Source organism: Actinoallomurus acanthiterrae, from assembly GCF_054775715.1.
In genome coordinates, this window is record NZ_BAAHCO010000001.1 from 12,235,554 (window position 1) to 12,256,862 (window position 21,309).

General features: G+C 68.4%; 25 protein-coding genes. 11 read left to right on the plus strand and 14 right to left on the minus strand.

Translation table 11 applies throughout. The features are described from left to right. The 3 genes from ACYVF7_RS57635 to ACYVF7_RS57645 all read right to left on the minus strand — a co-directional run bounded on the left by ACYVF7_RS57635 (window position 1) and on the right by ACYVF7_RS57645 (window position 2,034). Complete coding sequence (locus tag ACYVF7_RS57635; RefSeq protein WP_460356968.1) at window positions 1-516, minus strand: FBP domain-containing protein; 516 nt, start codon at window positions 514-516, stop codon at window positions 1-3. Window positions 517-904: 388 nt separating this feature from the next. Then, window positions 905-1,672 carry a glycosyltransferase family 2 protein gene (locus tag ACYVF7_RS57640; RefSeq protein ID WP_460356970.1) on the minus strand — a complete coding sequence of 256 codons (768 nt, stop codon included), beginning with the start codon at window positions 1,670-1,672 and terminating at the stop codon, window positions 905-907. A gap of 89 nt (window positions 1,673-1,761) precedes the next feature. Then, window positions 1,762-2,034 carry a hypothetical protein gene (locus ACYVF7_RS57645; RefSeq protein WP_460358610.1) on the minus strand — a complete coding sequence of 91 codons (273 nt, stop codon included), beginning with the start codon at window positions 2,032-2,034 and terminating at the stop codon, window positions 1,762-1,764. On the opposite strand from ACYVF7_RS57645, the gene ACYVF7_RS57650 reads away from it, so the two are divergent. Then, complete coding sequence (locus ACYVF7_RS57650) at window positions 1,949-2,134, plus strand: hypothetical protein (RefSeq protein ID WP_460358670.1); 186 nt, start codon at window positions 1,949-1,951, stop codon at window positions 2,132-2,134. The genes ACYVF7_RS57645 and ACYVF7_RS57650 overlap by 86 nt on opposite strands. Before the next feature lie 447 nt (window positions 2,135-2,581). On the opposite strand, the gene ACYVF7_RS57655 is transcribed toward ACYVF7_RS57650, so the two are convergent. From ACYVF7_RS57655 to ACYVF7_RS57665, 3 genes are read right to left on the minus strand one after another with little or no spacing between them, the layout of a single operon-like run. Beyond that, window positions 2,582-3,070 carry a hypothetical protein gene (locus ACYVF7_RS57655; RefSeq protein ID WP_460356972.1) on the minus strand — a complete coding sequence of 163 codons (489 nt, stop codon included), beginning with the start codon at window positions 3,068-3,070 and terminating at the stop codon, window positions 2,582-2,584. Then, window positions 3,067-3,447 (minus strand): hypothetical protein, encoded by a 381-nt coding sequence (locus tag ACYVF7_RS57660; protein WP_460356974.1) that lies wholly within the window; start codon window positions 3,445-3,447, stop codon window positions 3,067-3,069. The genes ACYVF7_RS57655 and ACYVF7_RS57660 overlap by 4 nt, the downstream gene beginning before the upstream one ends. Before the next feature lie 27 nt (window positions 3,448-3,474). After that, window positions 3,475-3,975 carry a hypothetical protein gene (locus ACYVF7_RS57665; protein ID WP_460356976.1) on the minus strand — a complete coding sequence of 167 codons (501 nt, stop codon included), beginning with the start codon at window positions 3,973-3,975 and terminating at the stop codon, window positions 3,475-3,477. Window positions 3,976-4,360: 385 nt separating this feature from the next. Here ACYVF7_RS57665 and ACYVF7_RS57670 point away from each other — a divergent pair, with 385 nt between their 5' ends. Then, window positions 4,361-4,675 carry a hypothetical protein gene (locus ACYVF7_RS57670; RefSeq protein ID WP_460356978.1) on the plus strand — a complete coding sequence of 105 codons (315 nt, stop codon included), beginning with the start codon at window positions 4,361-4,363 and terminating at the stop codon, window positions 4,673-4,675. A 68-nt stretch (window positions 4,676-4,743) separates the two neighbouring features. Here the strand turns inward: ACYVF7_RS57670 and ACYVF7_RS57675 are convergent, their stop codons facing one another. Further along, window positions 4,744-5,034 carry a hypothetical protein gene (locus tag ACYVF7_RS57675; protein WP_460356980.1) on the minus strand — a complete coding sequence of 97 codons (291 nt, stop codon included), beginning with the start codon at window positions 5,032-5,034 and terminating at the stop codon, window positions 4,744-4,746. 133 nt (window positions 5,035-5,167) lie between these two features. Here ACYVF7_RS57675 and ACYVF7_RS57680 point away from each other — a divergent pair, with 133 nt between their 5' ends. The 5 genes from ACYVF7_RS57680 to ACYVF7_RS57700 all read left to right on the plus strand — a co-directional run bounded on the left by ACYVF7_RS57680 (window position 5,168) and on the right by ACYVF7_RS57700 (window position 10,203). Then, on the plus strand, window positions 5,168-5,770 hold the full coding sequence (locus ACYVF7_RS57680) for an RNA polymerase sigma factor (RefSeq protein ID WP_460356981.1): 603 nt from the start codon (window positions 5,168-5,170) through the stop codon (window positions 5,768-5,770). A gap of 36 nt (window positions 5,771-5,806) precedes the next feature. Next, window positions 5,807-6,277 carry a peroxiredoxin family protein gene (locus ACYVF7_RS57685; RefSeq protein WP_460356984.1) on the plus strand — a complete coding sequence of 157 codons (471 nt, stop codon included), beginning with the start codon at window positions 5,807-5,809 and terminating at the stop codon, window positions 6,275-6,277. 179 nt (window positions 6,278-6,456) lie between these two features. Beyond that, the gene (locus ACYVF7_RS57690) at window positions 6,457-7,638 is read left to right on the plus strand and encodes a tyrosine-type recombinase/integrase (RefSeq protein WP_460344262.1); all 1,182 of its coding nucleotides are present in this window, start codon (window positions 6,457-6,459) and stop codon (window positions 7,636-7,638) included. A gap of 610 nt (window positions 7,639-8,248) precedes the next feature. Then, window positions 8,249-9,781 carry a tyrosine-type recombinase/integrase gene (locus tag ACYVF7_RS57695; protein ID WP_460344265.1) on the plus strand — a complete coding sequence of 511 codons (1,533 nt, stop codon included), beginning with the start codon at window positions 8,249-8,251 and terminating at the stop codon, window positions 9,779-9,781. After that, a complete protein-coding gene (locus ACYVF7_RS57700) occupies window positions 9,778-10,203 on the plus strand; it encodes a DUF6262 family protein (RefSeq protein WP_460344268.1) in 426 nt (141 codons plus the stop codon). The genes ACYVF7_RS57695 and ACYVF7_RS57700 overlap by 4 nt, the downstream gene beginning before the upstream one ends. On the opposite strand, the gene ACYVF7_RS57705 is transcribed toward ACYVF7_RS57700, so the two are convergent. Further along, complete coding sequence (locus ACYVF7_RS57705; RefSeq protein WP_460344271.1) at window positions 10,196-10,648, minus strand: nSTAND1 domain-containing NTPase; 453 nt, start codon at window positions 10,646-10,648, stop codon at window positions 10,196-10,198. The genes ACYVF7_RS57700 and ACYVF7_RS57705 overlap by 8 nt on opposite strands. 159 nt (window positions 10,649-10,807) lie before the next feature. Between ACYVF7_RS57705 and ACYVF7_RS57710 the strand changes: the two genes are divergently transcribed. The 3 genes from ACYVF7_RS57710 to ACYVF7_RS57720 are packed head-to-tail and all read left to right on the plus strand — an operon-like array spanning window position 10,808 to window position 11,587. Continuing rightward, the gene (locus tag ACYVF7_RS57710; RefSeq protein WP_460344274.1) at window positions 10,808-11,041 is read left to right on the plus strand and encodes a hypothetical protein; all 234 of its coding nucleotides are present in this window, start codon (window positions 10,808-10,810) and stop codon (window positions 11,039-11,041) included. Next, a complete protein-coding gene (locus ACYVF7_RS57715; RefSeq protein WP_460344277.1) occupies window positions 11,038-11,223 on the plus strand; it encodes a hypothetical protein in 186 nt (61 codons plus the stop codon). Before ACYVF7_RS57710 ends, ACYVF7_RS57715 begins: the two co-directional genes overlap by 4 nt. Continuing rightward, window positions 11,210-11,587, plus strand: a complete 378-nt coding sequence (locus ACYVF7_RS57720; protein ID WP_460344280.1) for a hypothetical protein — start codon at window positions 11,210-11,212, stop codon at window positions 11,585-11,587. Before ACYVF7_RS57715 ends, ACYVF7_RS57720 begins: the two co-directional genes overlap by 14 nt. 251 nt (window positions 11,588-11,838) lie before the next feature. Here ACYVF7_RS57720 and ACYVF7_RS57725 read toward each other — a convergent pair whose 3' ends face one another. The 3 genes from ACYVF7_RS57725 to ACYVF7_RS57735 all read right to left on the minus strand — a co-directional run bounded on the left by ACYVF7_RS57725 (window position 11,839) and on the right by ACYVF7_RS57735 (window position 15,175). Continuing rightward, complete coding sequence (locus ACYVF7_RS57725; protein ID WP_460344283.1) at window positions 11,839-12,405, minus strand: hypothetical protein; 567 nt, start codon at window positions 12,403-12,405, stop codon at window positions 11,839-11,841. Between the two features lie 144 nt (window positions 12,406-12,549). Next, the gene (locus ACYVF7_RS57730) at window positions 12,550-14,001 is read right to left on the minus strand and encodes a serine/threonine-protein kinase (protein WP_460344286.1); all 1,452 of its coding nucleotides are present in this window, start codon (window positions 13,999-14,001) and stop codon (window positions 12,550-12,552) included. A gap of 97 nt (window positions 14,002-14,098) precedes the next feature. Beyond that, window positions 14,099-15,175, minus strand: a complete 1,077-nt coding sequence (locus ACYVF7_RS57735) for an IS110 family RNA-guided transposase (RefSeq protein ID WP_460344289.1) — start codon at window positions 15,173-15,175, stop codon at window positions 14,099-14,101. Window positions 15,176-16,143: 968 nt separating this feature from the next. On the opposite strand from ACYVF7_RS57735, the gene ACYVF7_RS57740 reads away from it, so the two are divergent. Then, on the plus strand, window positions 16,144-17,754 hold the full coding sequence (locus ACYVF7_RS57740; protein ID WP_460356987.1) for a serine/threonine-protein kinase: 1,611 nt from the start codon (window positions 16,144-16,146) through the stop codon (window positions 17,752-17,754). Window positions 17,755-17,879: 125 nt separating this feature from the next. On the opposite strand, the gene ACYVF7_RS57745 is transcribed toward ACYVF7_RS57740, so the two are convergent. The 3 genes from ACYVF7_RS57745 to ACYVF7_RS57755 form a co-directional block, all read right to left on the minus strand. Next, a complete protein-coding gene (locus tag ACYVF7_RS57745) occupies window positions 17,880-19,142 on the minus strand; it encodes an NAD(P)/FAD-dependent oxidoreductase (protein WP_460356989.1) in 1,263 nt (420 codons plus the stop codon). A gap of 123 nt (window positions 19,143-19,265) precedes the next feature. After that, window positions 19,266-20,468 carry a PucR family transcriptional regulator gene (locus ACYVF7_RS57750; protein ID WP_460356991.1) on the minus strand — a complete coding sequence of 401 codons (1,203 nt, stop codon included), beginning with the start codon at window positions 20,466-20,468 and terminating at the stop codon, window positions 19,266-19,268. Between the two features lie 116 nt (window positions 20,469-20,584). After that, window positions 20,585-21,121 carry a helix-turn-helix domain-containing protein gene (locus ACYVF7_RS57755; protein WP_460356992.1) on the minus strand — a complete coding sequence of 179 codons (537 nt, stop codon included), beginning with the start codon at window positions 21,119-21,121 and terminating at the stop codon, window positions 20,585-20,587. Window positions 21,122-21,309: the final 188 nt, after the last annotated feature.

Consider the following 21,309-nt stretch of genomic DNA (forward strand, 5'->3'; position numbering starts at 1 on the left):
TCAGGCCCGCGTCGTCTTCTCGCGTACGACCTCGTCCAGGAAGGCGTCCAGGTTGGTGCTCATCCGGTCGATCTGCTCCTCGATGCTGAGCGACTCGGTGAACCGTGTGACCAGCGCCGACTTCTTCTTGCCTCGTACATAGAGGGGGCAGGCCAGGTCGCCGCAGATGTACTTGCCGACCGTGTTGCCCTCACGCCCGGCGGCGCCCGCCCGGCGCGCGGCGAAGAGGGAGACCCCCGACCCGGCATGTGACGTCAGGCAGAGGGAGCAGACCGTCGTCTTCACGAGGCTCCTTCGGGTCTCCGATGCGACGCGCAACGTGACACCGAGCAGCCCGTCGCCTCGTTCGACGATCAGATAGCCGCGGTCCGGCGCTCCCGGATCTCGCCAGCCGAGGAAGTCCAGGTCGTCCCATGGCAGATCGGCCAGCCCCCGAGGCAGGTGGAGCTTGCGCGCCTCGCCCTTGGAACAGTTGACGAAGGAGCCTCGTATGTCGTTCTCACCGATCGGTTTCATGAGGCGTAACCTAACGAGCGGAATGCCGGGTGTCGCATGATTAATCGGCATATCGCCTGATAAGGGCCTGCCCCACGCTATCCGCGGCTTTCCAACACGGCCAGGTATGCCACGGCCGAGGTCGCCTCGGCGACCCCAAGACGCTCGAAGAGGACCACGGCCTCCCGAAGGCTGGTGATGGCCCGCATCCGGTCACCGCACCGTTCCGAACAGCGGGCGATGCCTTCCAGGGCTCGCGCCTGACGACCCCCGTGAGTCACCACCACCGTACGAGGCGCCATTGCCGTCGGTGATGGCATTGCTCGTCCGCATTCGGCCACCGACCGGACTGGCGAGGAGACACCGGATATTGGCTGATCAATCGGCATATCGCAGGGCAAGCGGCCGGTCAGGGGCGCCAGGCGTACGGCTGGTCAGGACCGTGCAGCGCGGCGAGGGCCGCCGCGCGCTGCTCGAGGATCCGGACGCGCGCGGTCCACTCCGCCTCGTCGAGGTGGGCCGCCTGGCCGGTGGCCTGACCGCCCCACTTGCGGTACAGCATGCTGGGCTCGGCACTGAAGTAGCCGTCGCTCACCGCGTCGGCGGCGAGCAGCAGGCCGGTGTCCTCCGAGGCGGGCAGTGCCATCCACCCGCCGAGCGCGAGGAGCGGACCGCGGCGTATACACAGGGTCGCGGGGACCACCGGCAGCCGATGGCCGGCTTCCTTCCACAGGCGGAGGAGCGTTCCACGGGCGATCCGGCCGGTCGGCGGCCCTCCGCCGACCCCCACACGTGAGCCGTCGGGAAGCAGATCGAGCGCGCGGGACGTCGCCCATGCGATGTCCGGATGGCGCTCCATGACCTCGATGTCGCGAGCGAGCGCACCGGGCGTCAACAGGTCGTCCGCGTCGAGCACCTTGACCAGTTCGCCGCGGGTGCGGGACAGCGCGAGGGTCCGCGCGACTCCCGCCCCTCCGCGCCGCCCGTGGCCCAGGCTCACCCGCGGATCCTCGGGCAGCAACGCTGCCACAGCGCCGGTCTCGTCGTCCTCCTGGACCACCCACTGCCACACCCATCCCGGCGGGAGTTCCTGCACGAGGATCGACTCGTACGCTGCGCGCAGGAACTCCGGAACCGGCTCGTACGCGGCCGTAATGATCGAGATGACGCGCGTCATCACCCTCCCGCCGTTCGGCAGTGCCGTTCGCCCACGCCAGAGATCATCCCGGATTCGCGGGCAACACGGTCAGACGGTCGCGCGGGTGGTCATCTCCTCTGCCAGGAGCAGGGCCGACAGCCAGGGGAAACGGTCGATGGCTCACCGCCCGTGCCGGGGGGATGAGGCTCGAACTCCCTCGGCCCGAACAGCACGCGAATCCCCTCGGCCCGGAGTTCGTCGACGCTGCGGCGGAAGGCCCGGCGTCCCGCCAGCGCACTGTTCACGAAGGGCAGCATGACGACGGGAATCCCGAGCCCCGGCGCCTCGGCGAGGACCCCGAGCGCGTACGTGTCGCTGATCCCGGCCGCCGTCTTGTTGATGGTGTTGTACGTCGCGGGCGCGACGATGATCGCATCGGATCTCGGCGAGCGGGGCTGTCCCGGCTTCCGGTATAGCGGCAGGACTGATGCGCGCGTTTGACCGAGGCGACCGATGCGCGAAGAGCGCTCAGATCCGTACAAGCGTGTTCGGGAAGAGTCCCCGAAACGTCCGCCGTACCGGCGAGAGCCGCGGCGAATGCGTCGACACCGGTGAGTGACGCGTCCCCGCACGGAAGGTCGGCGAGGACGGCCTCGAGGAGACCCGCCGCCGCGAGACGGTGGAACGTACGCCTCTGCACGGACTCGCCATCCTCATCGGTCGCGTACGGACTCCCCTCAAATGAACCGAAAAGTGCCGGATCAGCCAACCACCCGGAGAGCCCGGCTTGTGGCGGTGTGCGGAAGGACCGCGGGGCGAGGCCGAGGGTCATCCGCGCGTCGTCCGGCATGTTCAGGCCGTCGGCCTCGACCCCGACGAGCTGACACGAGCCGTCCTCCAGTGCGCCTCCTGGCCCTGGCCACCGACCTGATGCGGGGACCCGAGACCTCACGTGTTCGACGGCGACTCAGAGGACCGGCCGCCGGAGTGACTACGCCATGCGGCCCTCAGCGCTTCGAGTTCGACGCGGGGAAAGGGGTGTCCCCAGGTGTCGTGGTAACCGGTCTCACCGTACTTGTGCGCGACTTCGTCAAAGGCGCGGATGAATGCTCGGGCAACGGTGTCGACGGTCTGCCGGCTCGACCACAACTCGGTGCCGGCTCTGCCGCGCTTGGCACCATCGGTTAGTTCGAAAAGTTGGACGCGGACATCGTTACGGTCGCGATGGAACATCCACCGAAAGGTGGTGGGTTCGGCCTCGAACTGGGCGCGGGTCTCCTTCTCGCCCAGGATCAGCCGGGCGACCGCTGTCAGCAGGTCTTCCGGCGCAGTGGTGATATAGGACGCGGTGGCTTCGGCCTCGGCCTGGTCGTCAGCGACGATACAGTCCGCCCATCCGCGTCCCGCCAGGGTCCATGTGAGCGACATCCTGTTCATCGGCACTGCTGTCCGGCCGCTCGATAGTCGTGGTACTCGGAGCAGACGACGCCTTGGTTGACCCACCTGCCGGGGCGGGCGCCCAAGGCGCGTTCGGCGAGGTCGAGGGCTTCCTCTGGTGTCGTGACGACGGCGACCAGCTTGCCCCAGGTCTCCTCATCGGGGTCGAGGGGCGGGAATTCGGTGATATCCAAGAAGGTGTCAGTGCCCACATCCTCGACTTCGCTCAGGTAAACGGTTATGCCGTCGCGGCCGGGTGCGAGTGCGACCCAACGGATCCCATGGCGGTCGCCGTCTTTAATGCCACCGAGGAACTGTTCGATCTCCTTACCTCGGTGAAGCGCCCCAGAAGCGAATGCTCGGGTCAGATGCCGCACCTCGTCGTCTCCTTTTCTCGCTCACAATCATCCTGAGGTGTGGACGCCACTGACCGGCGGTAGGAGATCACGTCGCAACGGAGCGTCCTCCACGCCCAACTCCCTCCTGGCCGTTTCCATGAACGCCCACCGGAGTTCCCCTTTGGGCGTCGCCCCTTCCGTGCGAGACTCGCCGCGAACGAGACGGTGCAGGGCGAGCGTGTAGTCGTGGGCGGCCTGGGCGAGTTCGGCCGAGCACACGAGTTCGCAGGACTTCTTGGCCAGCCACAGTGCGTGGAGCTGATCCATGACCTCGTCGTCTTCGGGATGACGCCCGGTGAAGGCTTGGCCGTCGAGGAGCAGTTCGACGCTCTGAGCGGCGGACAGGAAGCCCAGGATCGCCTCCTTCCGCTCGCCTCGCTCGGCGGCCAACTGCTCCCGCCGCTGACGACGCGCGTCGACCCGTGTGGTGAGGTACTGGCCGACCAGAGTGCCACCCGATCCGAGAGCCACACCCGCCAACGGCAACAACGTCGCAGACCACGTCACGACCGCCATGTTCCGGCAATGAGTGCAGCCGCGCTACTCGGACGAGGATTCAGGCCGGGAGGGGGCGGGCGAACGCACCAGACGCAGGTAGGAGTCACCGAAGTGCTCGAGTAGTTCGGCTTCGGCCGGGGGCGCCCAATCCGGGGCACCGGCGCCCCGGAACCTGGAGATCACCCAACCGACCTGCCGGAACGCGTGGCGGTCCCGATCGCGGCGACGATGAACTCCTTGAGCGCGGTCCAACTCGGCAGCCCGTGCTCTCGGGCGATGGCCAGGTGCGCGGCAAACCCCCGATTTCCGCGGCTGCGGCAAGCCGTCTCGTCCACAGGCGTCCAACTCCGCGTACTCGACAACGAGTTCAGCGTCAGCGTGGGAAACTCGGACCGTGATCATCCGCTTTGTCATAGCGCTGCTTGGCTGGATTTTTGTCGGAGTGCTGGTCGCAGCGGTGGACAGTGCTCAAGTACCGCCGGATTACTCGTCGATCGTCGGTTATTGCGTGCTGTTCGTCGCCTGGACGGTGAGCTACTGGATACGCGCGCGCTCCGGAACGGCGCGGCGTTGGTGGTGGCTGGGCGGAATCCCCGAGGTGGTTCTGGTGCTCTTCGATCGGCGGAGGCAGCGCACCCGGCAGAGGACGGCCGAGTTCGGACAGATGCAGGGAGACGCATTCGGCCGGCCCGAACACGGGGACCGCTGACAAGGCGGCTTTCGTCGGTTACCGCCCGGAATGATGGACAGGCGTAAAGGGGTGCGGCTCTCGGCGTTTCAGTCGTCGGACACGGCCCAGTACTCCGGCGTCGGATCGAGCAGTTCCGGGTGCTCCCGCCCGTACGAGTCCCCGTGAATCCTCGACATCGCCCAGTGCCACGAATGGTCGTGGAAGACGAGCCCGCGGTACGGCGCGTCGCTCGCCTCGTACGGATAGTGCTCCAGAGCCGCCGCCTCTGCCCGGGCCGGTGTGAGACCTCCGTACCGCCGCATCACCCACGCGTAGCCGCGACGCTCCGCTCGAAGGCAGGCGAGATATTCGTCCTCGTCCCAGGCGTCCCAGGCCACGACTCCACGGTAAACCGGAGCGCCCGAGGGATGTGTACCGGTCCGGCAACGGGAGATCAGCGTGGAGGCCGGTCGCGGGGTGATCTCCGGGTCTACCGAATCCTTTCGCGGTGTGGGGGCCTCTTATGAGGTGATGGCCATGCTGGGGAGGGAGATGGACGTGGCTGACCGTTCTTGGGTGAACGCGCGGCTCATCAAGGCCGCGCAGGCCGGCGATCGCGAGTCGATCACCGCGGTGCTCGATGGCGCCCATTCTCACGTACGGCGCTTCGCGGAGCATCTTTGCGCGTCCCCGCAGGACGCCGAAGACGCGGCGCAGGAAGCGCTGATCATCCTCTACCGGAAGATCGGCTCACTGCGCGCCACCGGCGCGTTGGCATCGTGGATGTTCCGAATCGTCCGGAACGAGTGCCTGCGCCGCGCTCGAGTGCTGTTCGAGCGCCATGACGAGGCCGAAGCCGGCCTGGCGACGTCAGCCGAGGACGAGGCCATCCGGCGCCTGGAAGCCGAATTCGTCGCGCAGGCGATCCAGGAGCTGCCCGATGTGCAGCGCAAAGTGTTGATCATGCGGGATGTCCTGGGCTACCCGGGGCGGAGCGTCGCGGAGGCGCTCGGCTTGAGCAACGCCGCGATGAAGTCCCAGCTGCACCGGGCCCGTAACCGGCTCCGGCTCAGCCTGGACGGCATGACCGGCCCCGCCGAAGGTCCGCATGGGCCCGGAGAGACCAGCGTCTGACCTGCGCATAACCCACGTTCGAAGGGGAAGTTCGCCATGCTCGAAACCGGATCGCCCGCGCCCGACATACTGCTGGAGGACACCGACGGCCGGGCCGTGCGCCTGTCCGACTACCAGGGCGAGAATGCCGTACTGATCTATTTCATGCGGTCGACGTCGTGCCCGGTCTGCAACAGGCACGTCCAAGATCTCATCCGGCGCCGCGACGAGTTCGCGGCCGACGACGTGCGGGTGCTGGTCGCGCTTCCCGCGGACCGTCGGGAAGCGTCCGCGTGGAAGGACAAGCGCCAGGTCCCGTTCCCCGTGCTCGTGGGCCGCCGGGGCACCCCACACGAGATGATCGGCCTGAGCAGGAAGGTCTTCGGCTCGATGCAGCAGTCGGGCAGCGTCCTCGTCGATTCGCAGGGCATCGTCCGCCACGCTCACGGCGCCACCATGCCCACCGGCGGCTACGACAAGAAAGGGATCGCCGCGGCCATCCAGGGTCTCCGCGCGAAGGGTGCCTAGACAAACCGTCTCAGAGCGTATTGTGCCGCCCTGGAACGGCCTGTTCCAGGGGCCGCACGTTATCCACGGGACCTGAGTCAGTCGCATCTATGTCATGAACGACCGCTCTTGGTGACGTTCTGTCATCGTTGTTGCCTTCTTATCCATGGGAGTGCAGCAACAAGAAGGAGTGATGCCTGGTGGCCTACAGTCTTGCCTTGCGTCCTGCGGGTGGGCGGCGGACGTGGACGGTGGTCGACGCGGACTACCGGACGGTGGCCCCGATCGAGGAGTGGTTGGAGGCTCATCGGTACCTGTGGTCGCCGAACACGGTGCGGGGCTATGCGACGTCGCTCGCGCAGTGGTGGACGTTTCTGGAGGAACGCGGTGAGACCGGCGGGTGGCGGGAGGTCGGCGTCCCGGCGGTGACGGGATTCTTGTCGTGGTTACGGAACGGCCGGACGGTCGAGCACTCGCTCGTCGACCCGGAGGACGTGCCCTCGCCGGAGACGCTGGAGGCTCGGCTTGCGGCGCTGATCTCGTTCTATCGGTGGCAGGAGGCGGTGTTCGGGGTCACGGTTGCGGGCCGGCTGCTGCGTGGGGCGCCACGGCGGGCTCCGGCTCGGGGACTGCTGGCGCACCTGGACGCCCGGTCGGCTCCCGCACCGTCTTGTCTCGTGAGGGTCCGCCGCAGCCGGCGCCGGGACCGGCCGCCTCTGCTGCTGCCGCAGCAGATTCAGGCGATCCTGGACGGCTGCGCTGTCTTCGACACCGCGACCGGCGAGTGGGCGGGCAACCTGCGGGACCGGCTGATCTTCGCCCTCCTTGCCGAGAGCGGCATGCGCCTGGGCGAGGTGCTGGGTATGCGGATCAGTGACTTCGTCATGGGTCGCGGGGATATCGCATTCATCGACATCGTGCCGCGTGAGGACAACGCCAACGATGCTCGGGTGAAGATGATGCGGCCCCGGCGGGTCTATGTCAGTGCCGATCTGGAGCGCCTGTTCGCCGACTACCTGACCATGGTGGCCTGCCGGGCCACCGAGTTGGGGTTGGAGGTGAGGCCGGACTTTCCGCTGCTGGTGAATCTGGCGCGGCCGCCGCTGTTGGCCGCGCTGCGTGAGGGGACGGTTCGCGACAAGGTCACGGCGTTGAAGAAGAGGGGGATCGGCCCGGCGGGGTGGACGCCGCACTGGTTCCGTCACAGCCATGCGACCGCGCTGCTGCTGGCCGGGACACCGGACTGGGTGGTTGCTCGGCGGTTGGGTCACGCCCACGTCCAGACCACGCTCGACCTTTACGGCTGGGTCCGCGAAGACGAGGCACTGCGGGCCGCGGCGAACTGGGTGTCCTACGCCGGCGGCTGGCGGGTGCAGCGGTGAGCAGTGAAGGCCCTCGCAGGCTCGGTCCTGCCGAGCACCTCGAGGAGGCCCAGCGGCTCTGGGAGGATCTCCCGCCGGCCTGGCGGCGCCTGGTTCTCGGCCCGGACCTCGACGGCTGGGAGGCCAGGGGGTGCGATCAGCGGCGGGTCGACTTGTCGGGGCTGTCCGATCCGTTCCCCGCAGAACTGGCCTGGATGGCGTACTGGCAGGTTACCGACGGCACCAAGGTCTCGAGCGAGGCGTTCAGCCATCTGGCTCTCATCCTGCGCCACGCGGCCCGGGACAACCATCCCTTCCCGGCTTCGATGCGTGCCCTGGACTGGGAGGCGGCGTCAGTGCTGCAACGCCGGTACTACGCCGCTCGCTGGGGACGGCTCCCACCCGAGCACGGCGCCCGCAGCACGCTGCGGGCGGTGTTCAGGTTCCCGCGGCTGGCGCTGCTGGCCCGCTGCCATGACGGGCCCTGGTGGGAACTGGACGATTGGCAGCCTCGGTGCGACCGGAGGATCCCGTTGTCGGCACGGAGCCGGCGGCGAACTACGGATGCTCGCCTGGGAAAATCGCTCTTTCCTGGTTGCGGGCCGCGGCCAAGTGGCACCTGGGGACGGTCTTGGAGTCGGGCACCCTGCGCTGGTCGACGGTCAGCCAGGAACGGATGGGCAGCATGCAGCGCCTGGACCGGTGGCTGACCGGCACCTTCGACGATCCGCGCCAGGTACTTGACGATCCACGCGCGGCGGCCGAGCAGGCCGCCGCGTTCGGTCGCTGGGACGCCGACCCCACCAACCGCATCACCACCGAACACCACCGCACCACGGCCGTTGAGCCTCGGCTGATCAACGACGACCTGCGGGCGGTCGCCGAGCTGTTCGCCTTCATGGCAGCCAACCCGACCGAAGCCCGCAGCGTGCTGGGGCCCTCGCCCTGGGAGCAGGTCACCCAGGCCCACGCCGACAGCTGGTTCCGTCAGGTCACCCGCATCCCGCGCCAGGCGCTCTTGGGCGCCCACCAGTACGTCGATGACCACGCCCTCGGACAGATCACGGCAGCGCTCCCACTCCTTGGCCTGCCGCAAGGCCAGCACATGCAGATCACCCGGGGCGACGGGCAGCAGATGAACGCCGAAGGCGTCGACGACCCGCAGGTCATGCGCATGATCCTGCTGCAGATCCTCACCGGACGGCGCGCCAGTGAGATCCGAACCTGCGACTTCGACTGCCTGTCCCCGGTGCCCGACGGGACCGTCGAGACCGCCGAGGGCCAGGACGTCGTCCGGTTCACCTACGCCCAGAGCAAGATCGACATCGCACCGGACAGCATCCTGGTCGACCGTGAGGTCACCGCGGTCATCGAGGAACAACAGGCGTGGGTCCGCCAGCGGTTCCCCGGACTGACCCCGGGCCGGCTGTTCCTGCAGCTCAGCGGGAACAAGAATGGCACCAAGCCCTATCCGCAAGGCACCTATAACTACAGGCTGCGCCAGTTCAGCGACCTGATCCAGATCCGCGACAGCAAAGGCCGGCCCGTCCGCCTCAGCCACACCCACCGGTTCCGGCACACCAAGCTGACCCGGCTCGCTGAACTCGGCCTGCCCGTTCATGTCCTGCAGCGTTACGCCGGGCACGCCAGCCCGTCGATGTCGATGCACTATGTCGCGCAACGCGAAGAGCACGCCGAACAGGCGTTCTTGGCCACTGTCAAGTTCAAGGCCGACGGCACCCGTCTGAACCTCTCCCGACAAGATCACGACAGCCTGCACCTGTTCGACCGCGCCGATCGGTTTCTGCCCCACGGCTGGTGCCTGCTGCCGCCGCTGCAGACCTGTGACAAGGGCAACGCCTGCCTGACCTGCTCGGTCTTCGTCACCGACGAAACCCACATCCAGACCCTCACTCGGCAACTGGCCGAGACCGAGTCCCTGATCGAACGCACCACCACCGCCTTTCACCAGCGCCACGGCCGTCCGATGCCCGACGACAACGTCTGGCTCGCCCAACGCCACGCCGAACGCGACGCCCTGGCCCGCTTGCTGGCCTCCCTGCAGGCCACACCACACCGGGCGGTGCAGGGCGCCGGATGCCGCACCACCGGCCCGGTCCCCCTCACCCTCGACCTGTCCCGCCATCGAAAGCCACGATCATGACCACCCGTGAACGACGCATCGCCACCCTGACCGCAGCCGCCCAAGCCAAGTCACAGGCCAAGACCAAGGCCGCCGAACAAGCCATCCGCACGCTCGTCAAGCGAGGCGAGCCGATCACCTTCCAGGCCGTCCAACGCGAGGCCGGAGTCTCCCACGCCTTCCTCTACGGCCACCCCGACCTCCGCGGCCGCATCGAGCGGCTGCGCGCGCAAGCCCGCCCGGCCCCGCCAGCACCCAGCCAGGAGGAAACCGACAACACGATCATCGCGACCCTGACCAGCCAGATCACCCACCTCAAGAGACAGCACCGCCAGGAAATCCAAGCTCTGCGGGCCGCCCTGGAACAAGCTCACGGAGAGAACCTGGAACTGCGGCGTCAACTCGCTCGTCGAGGCCTTCCCCGGCAAGATGCGATTACTTGAACGGCGGAACATAGTGGCGACGGGCGCCGCCGCGCCGCCAGTAGCACGGCGATGAACAGCGTACGTCCGCCGAGTCATGGCAGAGGGTGAACACCTCCTCGAACTGGTCCATGACCACCAGCAGTTCCGCCTCGGGCGGCTGGTCGACCAAGGCCTGGCGGACGATGCGATTCAGGCCGCGCACCTCGGTGGCCAGCTCATCACGCACCTGCCCCGGGGCGAGGCTGCAGAGGTGAGCGAGGTGCATCGCGCACTCATCCAGCGGATGCACGCCCGGCGTCAACAGCACCACCAAGGGGCTCTGGTCGCCGGCTGACGCCCGATCATCTTGCATCCGAGGGATCAGGCCAGCCCGCAACAGCGAGGACTTGCCCACCCCCGAGGCGCCGAACACCGTCACGAACCGGCGCTGCGCCAGCCGCGCCACCACCTCCTCCACACACATACGGCGCCCCACGGCCAGCCGAGTCGCCACCCTCTCCGCCGTCTCCGCACTCTGCGGCCTGCGCTCCCACTCCTCGACATCGCCGCCGCACGCCCGCACGTACGGCAGGGTCGGCAGCTTCCGGCCGCCAGCGGCATCCGACAGACTCCCCGCCGAGTAGTGCGCACGCCGTGCCAAGTCCCGGTACTGCGGGCTGCCCGCTTTCACACGCAACCGGCGCAGATCCGCGGCGAACGGCAGCAACGGGCCGTCGCCGGCCTCGACGGCCGTTCCGGGCGCGGCATCACCGGCGCCGAGACCGCCATCGCAGCCGTCCGGGATCTGGCCACCGGCGCCGCCCTGGACGACGCCGCCCTGGCGGCGTTCCTGGACGACAACGGCGGACTGCTGTGAGCCCGCGACGGGACGCCGCCGGCTGGACGCAGGCGGAGACCGACGTCGCGGACGTGATGATGTGGCTGCTCAGCAACCACGGCCAGGAGCTGTCCTACGACGACATCGGCAAAGGGGGTCGGGATCAAGAGCAAGCCCCGGCTGCAGCGGGCGGTCCGGCTGGTGCGGGTGATCGCCGCTGACCGCGGCGACCGGCTGGAGCGGTTCATGCCGTCGGCCGACCCCAGGCGCCGCCGGGTCTTCACCACCCGCTACATGCGCCAAGGCAACGGGGACGAGTTCAGCGCCCGGGATGCGATGGCGGCCGCGCGAGCGGCGATGACGTCGGTGAAGGACATGCACCGCGCGACCACCTTCGAAGCCGCCAACCCCCACTCGATCGCCCGGACCGAGTTCGGGGCGATGGCCCAGGCCGCCGAGGAGTGCATCACCAAGGTCGCCGGAATCGACAAGCTCGGGCCCCAGGCAGTCCGGCGCGAGAACACCAGCCTGCTCACCCAGATGATCGCCGACCTCGAAGCCCGCCTCACCGAAGCCGCAGGCTGAACCATGTCCACGATCCGGCTCGCCACCGAAGACGCGGTCGAACCCGCCGAACTGCTCCAGTTCGTCAAGGACTGGATCACCGCCGACGACCAGACCAAAGCCTCCTTCGCGGATTCGGCGGCACCGCGGGCTACGACGCGGCCGACCTCGGCACCGACACGGTCCCAGACTCAAATTATGGAGGCCTTGAGCTGGTTGTGCGCTATGACGATCGAACGTCCAGCTCCTGGACGAGCTCGTTCTGTTCTTCGTTAGTCCCAACGATTAGAATAGTGAAGTCTGCGACGGCACGACTGCGCAGCATGGACGTACCCTTCCATATTCCCTCCGAGGGTAGTCCAGTTCGAGTAGTAAACTCTATCCTTCTGCGGACGCTTGCTCGTCTCGTGCGTGCAGTAATCATTTTGAGTATCTACTGGCTTTCCATCTTCGGTGAACTGGGCCTCTTCCGCCCCACCGCTGCGCGGAATCGTCCAAACGCGTGCGAGACGAATCTCTCTATCAGAGACGATTATCGTCTGCTTCTTCTTGGCGGCCTCCACGACAGTGCACCCCAGATGCTGTCGCCAATGTCTGTCGTCGGCCGCGTCACTCATCGTCCCGTATTGCTTTTTATACTCTTCCCTTATTGGCTTTTGCCATAGCGCATTTCGTCGCATCTTCTCTTGTCGTTTTCTATTTTCCCGTGCCCCCGCTGTCTCTTCCGGCGCCCCCACCGTCTGTTCCGGCGCCCTCGCCGTCTGTTCCCGCGCCCCCGCCGTCTCTTCCTGCGCCCTCTTTTCTCGCCTTGCCTGTCGCCACGCCGCATATCTGTTCATCAATTAACTCCAAATCTTTCAATTATTCGAAACGGGCATAATGCGTGGAAATGCTGCGGTGTCGACCCCTGTGAACGCACCCCGAGCTGGCCTCAAATCCTGCCGAGCTCGGTGCGCGAATCCGCCAGCCGAACAGTGAGGTGATCACGGACGGGGTGGCGTGGCGGTGGTTGGTCCGTACGACTTCACGCTGGCGGCGATCGCCGCCGTGATCGCCGTCAGGACGCCGAAGATGATCGTCAGCCCCATGGCGACGCCGTTGCTCTTGTGGAAGCCGAAGACCCACCTGAGCTGAGCACCGAAGGTCGTGCTCCCCAGTAGCGGCTGCGCCACCAAGATCGCCACTACGTAAAGCACGCAAAGCGCGCACAGTGTCCACGCGCCGGAAATCCTGCGGGCGAGCGTGAACCCCGCTGCGACCAACAGCGACCCGGCGCCGATGACGCCGGTGAGCACGTTCTCCAACACCAGGCTGGACCAGCGACCGGTCGGCCCGTTGGCGTAGACGACGTTGTAGAGCGCGGACCAGACGAGCATGCCGGCGGTGAGCAGCGCCAGGATGCCGGCGATCACCGCCGCCGCGACGTTTTCCCTCGGCCTAGGGGGCGGCATGCCAGGGTGCGGGGGTGGGCTGGATGGGTGCCAGGCGAACTGGCCGGGGCCGTGGGAGGTCTGACCGTAGGGGTTGGGGCTGGGCTCCAACGGCGGGCTTGGCGCGGCCAACAGCGGCGGCATGGCGCTCTCGACCGCGGTGGCGCCGGCCGCCAGGAGACCATCGGCGTCTCCCGGTGCCGTGCCGAGACCGAGCAGGGCGAGCAGGACGTGCGGTGCGGTCGGCCTGTGGGCGGGCTCCTTGGACAGGCATGCGGTGACCAGCCCGGCCAAGGGCTGGGGAAGCAAGCTGGTGTCGGGGGCGGCATGCAGGATGCGATGCATCACCGCGGGTACGGTGTCGTCCCCGAAAGGGGAACGACCGGTCGCAGCGAACAAGATGGTGACACCCCAGGCGAACATGTCGGTCCATGTGCCGGACTCCTGGCCGCTCACTTGTTCGGGCGCCATGTAGGCGGGAGTTCCGACGACCTGGCTCGTCATGGTGGAGGTGCCGTCAAGAGCCCTGGCGATGCCGAAGTCGATGACTCGCGGACCGTCCTCACCCATCAGCACGTTCGGTGGCTTGAAGTCGCGGTGCACGACTCCGGCCTGGTGGATCGCCGCCAGCGCGGTGGCGGTGCCGATGGCCAGCCGCTGCAAAGCGGCACCTGTCCGCGGCCCCTCGTCACGGACGAGTTCGTACAAAGACGGGCCGGGCACGAACTCGCTGACGATGTAGGGCTGATCGCCATGGATGTCGGCCTCCAGCACCCGGGCAGTACAGAACTCGGCGACCCTCTCCGCGAACCCCAACTCACGCACGAACCGCTCACGCGCCTTCGGATCACGTGCGACATGAGTGCGCAGCAGCTTGACGGCCACCTCCCCACCGTCCAGCCCGCGCCCGGCATACACGACGCCCTGGCCACCCTCCCCGAGACGGCCGGTCAGCTCGTACCGTCCCAGCCATTCGGGATCGTCGGGTTGCAGTGAAACAGCCATAGTTGTCTATTTGACCATGCCGGAGCCCTCCGCCGAGCAGAGATCATCCAAACTCGCGGCGGCCCGCGATCTCCGGGGCGGATGCTCCTATGGTTCGTCAAGCAGCAGGAGCGAGATCGTCCCGGGTGGTCGAGGGTTGCAGTAGTGCGTAGATCTCTCGGGCGATGTGGCGCTTGAGGCAGCGGATGATCTCTTTCTTGTCCTTGCCTTGCTTAGTGCGTCGTTGCACGTAGTCGCGGGTGCGTGGATCGGTGGCCATGCGGGTGATCGCGATCCGCCACAGCGCGCAGTTGGCGTCGCGGTCACCGCCGTGGTTGAGCCGGTGCCGGTGGGTCTTGCCAGAGGAGGCCGGCACCGGCGCAACCCCGCACAGCATCGCGAACGCCGCCTCCGAACGCATGCGTTCGGGGTTGTCGCCGGCGGTGACCAGCAACTGTCCGGCGACATCGGGACCGACCCCATGGACCTGGACCAACGCGGCGTTGATCTGGGTGATCAAAGGCTCGATGAGCTCATCGAGATCACCGATCTCCTCGGTGAGGCGCTGGTGAGGGCGGGCCAGGCTGCGCAGCGCGAGCTTGACCGCCATCGCCGGGTCATCGCACCGGGTGCGGTCGGGGCGTAGCGCCGCGCAGGTGCTGACCAGCTCGCGGGTGGACAGACCACGCAACTGGACGCGGACCTGCTCCGGTGCGGTCACGACCAGCGCCTTGATCTGACGCTGGGCGGTGGCGCGCTGAGTGATGGCGCTGCGCCGGGCGACCCGCAGGTTCCGCAGCGCTTCGACCCGCCCATCGCGATGCTTGGGCACGCCGGTACGGATCTGAGCGAGCGCGGCGCGGGCGGCGGCCTGGGCATCGAGGGGGTCGGACTTGCCCTGCCAGCGGCGTGCCTTACGGTCGGGACGATCGATCTCGACCATCGCCACCTCCTGCTCGCGCAGGTAGCGGGCCAGGCCGGCGCCGTAGACGCCGGTGCCTTCGATCCCGACCAGGACCAGTGCCCCGAACGAGCGCAGCCAGGCCAGCAGGGCGGCGTACCCGGCGCCGGTGGCGGGGAACTGAGCCGATCCCAGGATCCGCCCGGCCGAATCGACCGCCGCCGCGGTGTGAGTGTCGGCGTGGGTGTCGACGCCGCCGGTGACCTCGACCGGGTCCTGTGTCATCGTGGTCATTGACCGTCCTGTTCTCATCGACCGGGCAGGGCGGCACGCACCAGCCGGGCGATACGGACAAGACAGTGATGGGGCCTCTGGCCAGGCTCCTATTAGGTCACGCGCCGCGTCCGGTGAGTGCCGGTGAGCGCCTCCCGGCCAGGGACGGCAGATCCGGTTGAGGACACCATGGTCAGTCAGGCGATGGGCCAGACCCCACCGGGAGGCACTCACCTACATCCTCACTGTCAGCCGAGGTTGGCGAGCTCGCGCACCCCTGCGGCCTGGGTAGCAGTAGCGATCAAGAAGTTTCGATCGCATATGGCCCTGACCTGCGCCTGCGAGGCCCTCGGCCGATGTACGCGCCATGATCGCGGTGCCCGTAGCGTCTTCCCGCGCGCCCACTCCACCACGGCCGAAGACGAGGTGAACACCTCCGCCAGCTCCCGCGCCGGCACCCGGCCCTTCAGGCACCAGCACCGGTCATCGCACGGATGCTCGGCTACACCGACCAACAGACCAGCCGCATCGCCACCGCCGTCGGCAGGCCATGGAGCCGCTACGCCCCAGGCGACGACCACTCTCCGTGACAACCATCCGGTTCAATACCCGCGAATAGGCGACAGTCGATTACGCGAGGTCGCCAGTGTGGCTCCCGATGAACGGGCAAGATCTGCGGATCAACTTCACCTACGTGCCTTACATGACTGACAGGCCACCAAGCCGCTGACCTGCAGGTTCACTCAACGACCCCAGATAACGGCGGCGTCCGCGAGACCGAGACCGACTTCGGCCTCAACTACATCCTCCGCAAGCCACTGCCCTGAAACCACGATCCGACGAACAGCGCCTCAAAACCGCAACCAACCCGCCAAGTTCCTGCGATCTCATCAACATCCTGATCTGCAAGAACAACAGCACTTCAAGATCAAACCGTGGATAACGGGCGGAACCTGCAGCACCACTGAGCTGAGCGATATCTTCCCGCCATGCCAAGTTCCGCGGAACGGACCATCGCAGGGCGTTACCGGCTGCTGGACTCGCTTGGCCGTGGCGGGATGGGGATCGTCTGGCGCGCCCGGGACGAGTACCTGGAGCGCGACGTCGCGGTGAAGGAGATCCTGCTCCCCGACGGTCTGGATGACGCGACCCGTACGGGCTTGCTCGAGCGGTTCGTTCGCGAGGCGAGGGCCGCCGCCCACCTCGACCACCCGGCGATCATCAGCGTGTACGACGTGGTCACCGAGGACGACCTGCCGTGGATCGTCATGCGCCTCGTGCGTGGCGGGTCACTCGACGGGCTGGTCCGAGAACACGGCCCGCTCCCCCCGGACCGCGTCGCGGCGATCGGCCTGCAGATGCTCGACGCGCTGGGCACCGCCCACGCCGCGGGAATCCTGCACCGAGACGTCACACCGAGAAACGTGCTGGTCGGCGATGACGATCGCATCGTCCTGACCGACTTCGGCATCGCGGCGATGGAGGGCGCGACGGCGCTGACCCAGACCGGGGCGCTGATCGGCTCGCCCGGGTACATAGCGCCGGAACGTCTACGCGGACACCCGGCCGGCCCCGAGTCGGACCTGTGGTCACTCGGCGCCGTGCTCTACTTCGCCGTCGAGGGCGGGCCCGCATACGCGGCCGGCGAGATCCCCGCCCTGATCGGCATGGTCCTCACCGAGGAACCTGCGCCGCCGGCTCAGGCCGGACCCCTCGCGCCGATCCTGAAGGGTCTCCTGATCAAGGATCCGGCCGCGCGGCTGAGCGCCGAGAACGCACGGCGGCGGTTGCGAGCGGTGACCGAGGCGAGCGCCGCCGCAGGTCCCGCGCTGGGGGAGCTCACCACGTTGAACCCCGCGTCCTGGCAACGGCCCGCAGCGTACGACGCATCGGAGACGCCTCACGAACCGATGCCGGTTCAGGCCGCGTACTCGGGCCGCCCGGCTCCTGAGGGTCCCCACCGGGCGGCACCCGCACCGAACGCTGCGGGGCCGTTCATCCCCTCTCCCCCCGCGTTCGGCCCGGGTACGCGCCCGGTCAAGCCGAACGTTTCGACGAAGCCATTGAGGATCGCTTTGACCTGCGCACTCGTGGTGTTCGTGGGGGTGGCCGGCGTCGTGGTGAACCTGGCCTGGAACCCGTTCCGCATCATTGGCGAGGGGAGGTTCTCCGCAGCTCCGCCCTGCGGCGGGGTCACCCCGGCCGTCCTCGACAAGGTGATCCCACAGCCACGTCACGCGGTCGGCGATCACTGCGAATGGTGGAGTGTGGCCAATGGGACACTCGACCTCCAGGTCCTGTCCACCACCCGCTACACCCGGTCGTTGTGGCACTCGGCGGAAGACCGCGCGCATTCCAGGATGAACGATCTTCGCAGTGCCGACCCGGCGAGAAACGAGCTGGCCGTCGGCGACGAGAACGCCATCACCACGGAATCCGGCGAAGACATGAACGGCACCGGCACGACCGTCATCTCGTTCCGGGTGAGCAACATCATCGTGCAGATGATGCTCACCAGCCCGAAGGGCTCAGCGGTCGCGTACTTCGGGGTGATCGGCGCCGCGCGCGACGTTGCCCGCTCCCTCGCGAGCCGCCGCTGACCTGCGGCCTCATCGTTTCGATGCCGGTTGTGCTCGGCTCTCGGTGACGTCCGTTCGCCGAGGCTCGCAGGGGTCGGAACAACGAAGAGTCTCGGCGATGAGTCGACGACGATGCTCCGGCGGGCTCAGCGGAGCGGGTGCAGAGGTGTCAGTTCGGGGACCGGCCTGCCGGTCGTGATGGTCTCGGCCAGCAGCCGTCCGGTCAGCGGTCCGAGGGCGATCCCCCACATCGTGTGGCCGCCGCAGACGAAGACGCGCGGGGACCTGGTCGGGCCGACCAGCGGAAGCCCGTCCGTACTGCAGGGGCGGGAACCGACCCACTCGTCGGTGCGCGCGTCCCAGTCGACGTCGCGCAGCATCGGCCGGGCGGCGGCGATGACGGCGCGGACGCGGCGCGGATCCAATGGCCGGTCGGGGGCGGTGAACTCCATCATCCCGGAGACGCGGACGCGTCCGTCGCCCAGCGGTGTGCAGACGACGTGCCGTCCGGGGAAGTAGGTCGGGCCGGACGGCAGCAGGCGGCCGGAGACGCTGAAGCTGTAGCCGCGGCCGGCCTGGACCGGAGTCCGTACGCCGAAGGCGCGGGCCAGAGGGGTGAGCCAGGCACCGGCGGCCAGCACCACGGCGTCCGCGCGCAGGGTCGTACCGGCGGCGGTGGCGACCACCGCGGCGTCGCCGGTGTCCCGCACCGACCGTACCGGGGAGTCCTCGACGATCCGGCCGCCGCGGGCCCGTACCGAGCCGGCGAGGGCAGCGATGAAGGCGGGCGGGTCGATGTAGCGCTGGCCGTGCAGGAACAGGCCGGGACCGGCCGCGTCCGACAGCGCGGGCTCGGCGTCGCGCACCTGGCCGCCGGTCAGCGGCTCGTAGCCGACGTCCTGCCCGGCAGCGCGGACCTGCTCCAGCTCGTCGACGAACGCCTGCCGCTCCGTCGCCGTACGGCAGACGATCAGGAAGCGGTCGGAGGAGACGGTCGGCTCCTTGACGCCTCCGTCGGCCAGCGCGTCGTACGCGTCGAGCGCCCGCCGGTTGAGCGGGGCGAGCGCGCTCATCGACACCCGCCACCTGCGATCCGTGCAGTTCCCGGCGAGCGCCGCGAGGAACCGGCCGAGCTTCGGATCCGCGCGCGGCGGGACGTACAGCGGCGACGCCGGCGACAGCAGTTCGCGCAGTCCGGTACGGAGCATGGCGGGCGCGGGGAGCGGCACGGCCAGCGACGGCGTCAGCCAGCCGGCGTTGCCCCAGGACGCGCCCGCGGCGACGCGCCGACGCTCCACGACGGTGACCTCGACGCCGCGTTCCTGGAGGAACCAGGCCGTCGCGAGACCGGCCATGCCGGCGCCGACGACGAGCGCGCTCTGCGGGGGACGGGACGCATCGGTACGCATGCCGCTCAGCATGGGCCGGGCCCGGCGGCCGGTGCACTGTACGTACGGCCACAGTCCGGCGACCGGGGTTTGTACGGAGGGACCAAAGGGTCGGAGCGGCGAGGATCCGGGTAAGGGGGGAGGTCAGTCGGCGGAGGAGCGCAGCGCCCGCAAGCGGAGCTGCAGCCGCAGTTGGAACTTGGTGTCGGTGTCGGCGAGGTCGATGTCCGCCACGTCGCACGCGCGGCGGAGCCGGTACCGCAGCGTGTTCGGGTGGATGTGCAGTTCGGTCGCTGCCGCGCGGATGTCCTCGCCGCAGGCCAGGTACCGGTCCAGGCTCTCCAGCAGCGCACTGCCCTTACGCCGGTCGTGCGCGGTGAGCACGGTGATCGCGCCGAGGGGGTCGTACCCCGCCGTGTCGGCGAAGTCGATCGCCCGCATGAGCAGCACGTCCAGGTAGACGTCCCGCAGATGCGCCACGGTGCCCGTACGGCTCTGCCGGTGCAGGAGGCGCAGCACGGTCTCCGCGTCGGCGCGGGAGCGCGCGAGGTCGCGTGGCCCGGGAACGGTGGGGCCGACGCCGACCGACAGCCGGGCGCCGTGCTCGGTGCGCGCCTGGAACTCCCGGGCGATCCGCAGCGGCGCCTCATCGTCGGTCGCGGGCACGACCGCGTAGCCGGTGTCGTCGATGGTCGCGCAGATCCCACGGTGGCGCATCGCCGACAGGTGCGCGTCCAGGATCGACTGCGTACGACGTAGCAGGCGGCCATCGTTCGCGCCCACCGTGTCGTCTGCGGGCGGGGTGACCGTGAGGGCGAGGACGGCGAGCGGGCCCGGTGGCAGGTCCAGGCGCTCGGCGGCGTCGGCGGCGTCGAATCCGCCGCCGAGCAGGGTCCGGACCGCGTCGGCGCGTCGCATCGCGTCCGCCTGGCGCGCCGTTTGGCGGCGGAGCAGGTACGGCGCGACCAGCGCGGCGGATTCCATGAGGGCCTTCTCCTGCGCCTGGTCGAGTGGATCGGCGGTCATCGCCCAGATCGAGCCGATGAGTTCGCCGTCCACCCGGACCGGTGCCACGATCCGGGGGAGCAGGCCGAGTTCGGGCAGGTGCGCGACGAACAGCCCGGTGGCGGTCGCCAGCGTCTCGTCGAGGTGCCGGGTGTGCATGGCGTCGATGTGCAGCTGTGGCACGCGCATGCCGAGGATGGTGGCGACGCGGGCGTCGTCGGAGCCCTCCTGGCCGGGAGAGTAGGCGACGACCTCGGAGTCGGTGTCCTCGATGGTGACCGGAGCGCCGACCGTGGTCGCGATCGTGCCGGCGATCGCCCAGAGATCCTCGCCGTCCATCATCAGGTCATTGTCCGATTACGCGCCGTTTCAGAGGTTCCTCGAATGTTACGGCGAGGTCACGGTACGGGTCACGTCGTTCGCGCCGACGAATTCGGCCCGTCGTCCGGCCGCCGCCGCTATGGAGACGGCGGAGTGACCGAGACGATGTACTCCACCTGATCGCCTGACGGGTTGATGTAGCGATGCGGCTGGCGGGAGTCGAAGGTGATCGACTCTCCGGCGGCGATCTGGTGCGTCACCTTGGCGATCTCCACGGTCAGCGTCCCCGCGATGACGTACGCGCACTCGACCGAAGAGTGCGCCCAGGGCTCCTCGCTGGTCGCCACGCCGGGCGGGAGCACCGCGCGCAGCACCTCGAGCTGACCGTTGCCCGGAGTCAGGCGCTCGTATCGGACCAGCCCGCGCGGTCCGCTGAGAGTCGAGCGTTCACCCGGCCGGCTCACCCAGACGGATGGGGCCGCGGCGTCGTCGAACAGAGATGCCACCGATTCGCCGAACACGCCGGCGAGGCGGCGGAGCGTGGCCAGGCTGGGCTCGGTCACGCCGCGCTCCACCTGGCTGAGCAATGTCGGCGAGAGTCCCGCCTCCGCGGCGAGGGCCCGCAGGCTCAGCCCCCGCTTCGTTCGAAGCTCTCGCAGTTGCGTGCCGATCATGGTCCTCCGTACAGCCTGGCTACACGATAGGCCGAATCGGGCGGCCCGTGCACATCCGGCCCGCGAAGAGCCGACCCCTGACCGGCGTCGTGGATGTTCATGCTGGTCACGCCGACGGCTTCACGAACTTTCGGCCGTAAGAACGTCGGCTTCCACGTCTTGACGGACGCTCCTCATGTGTCTAGTTT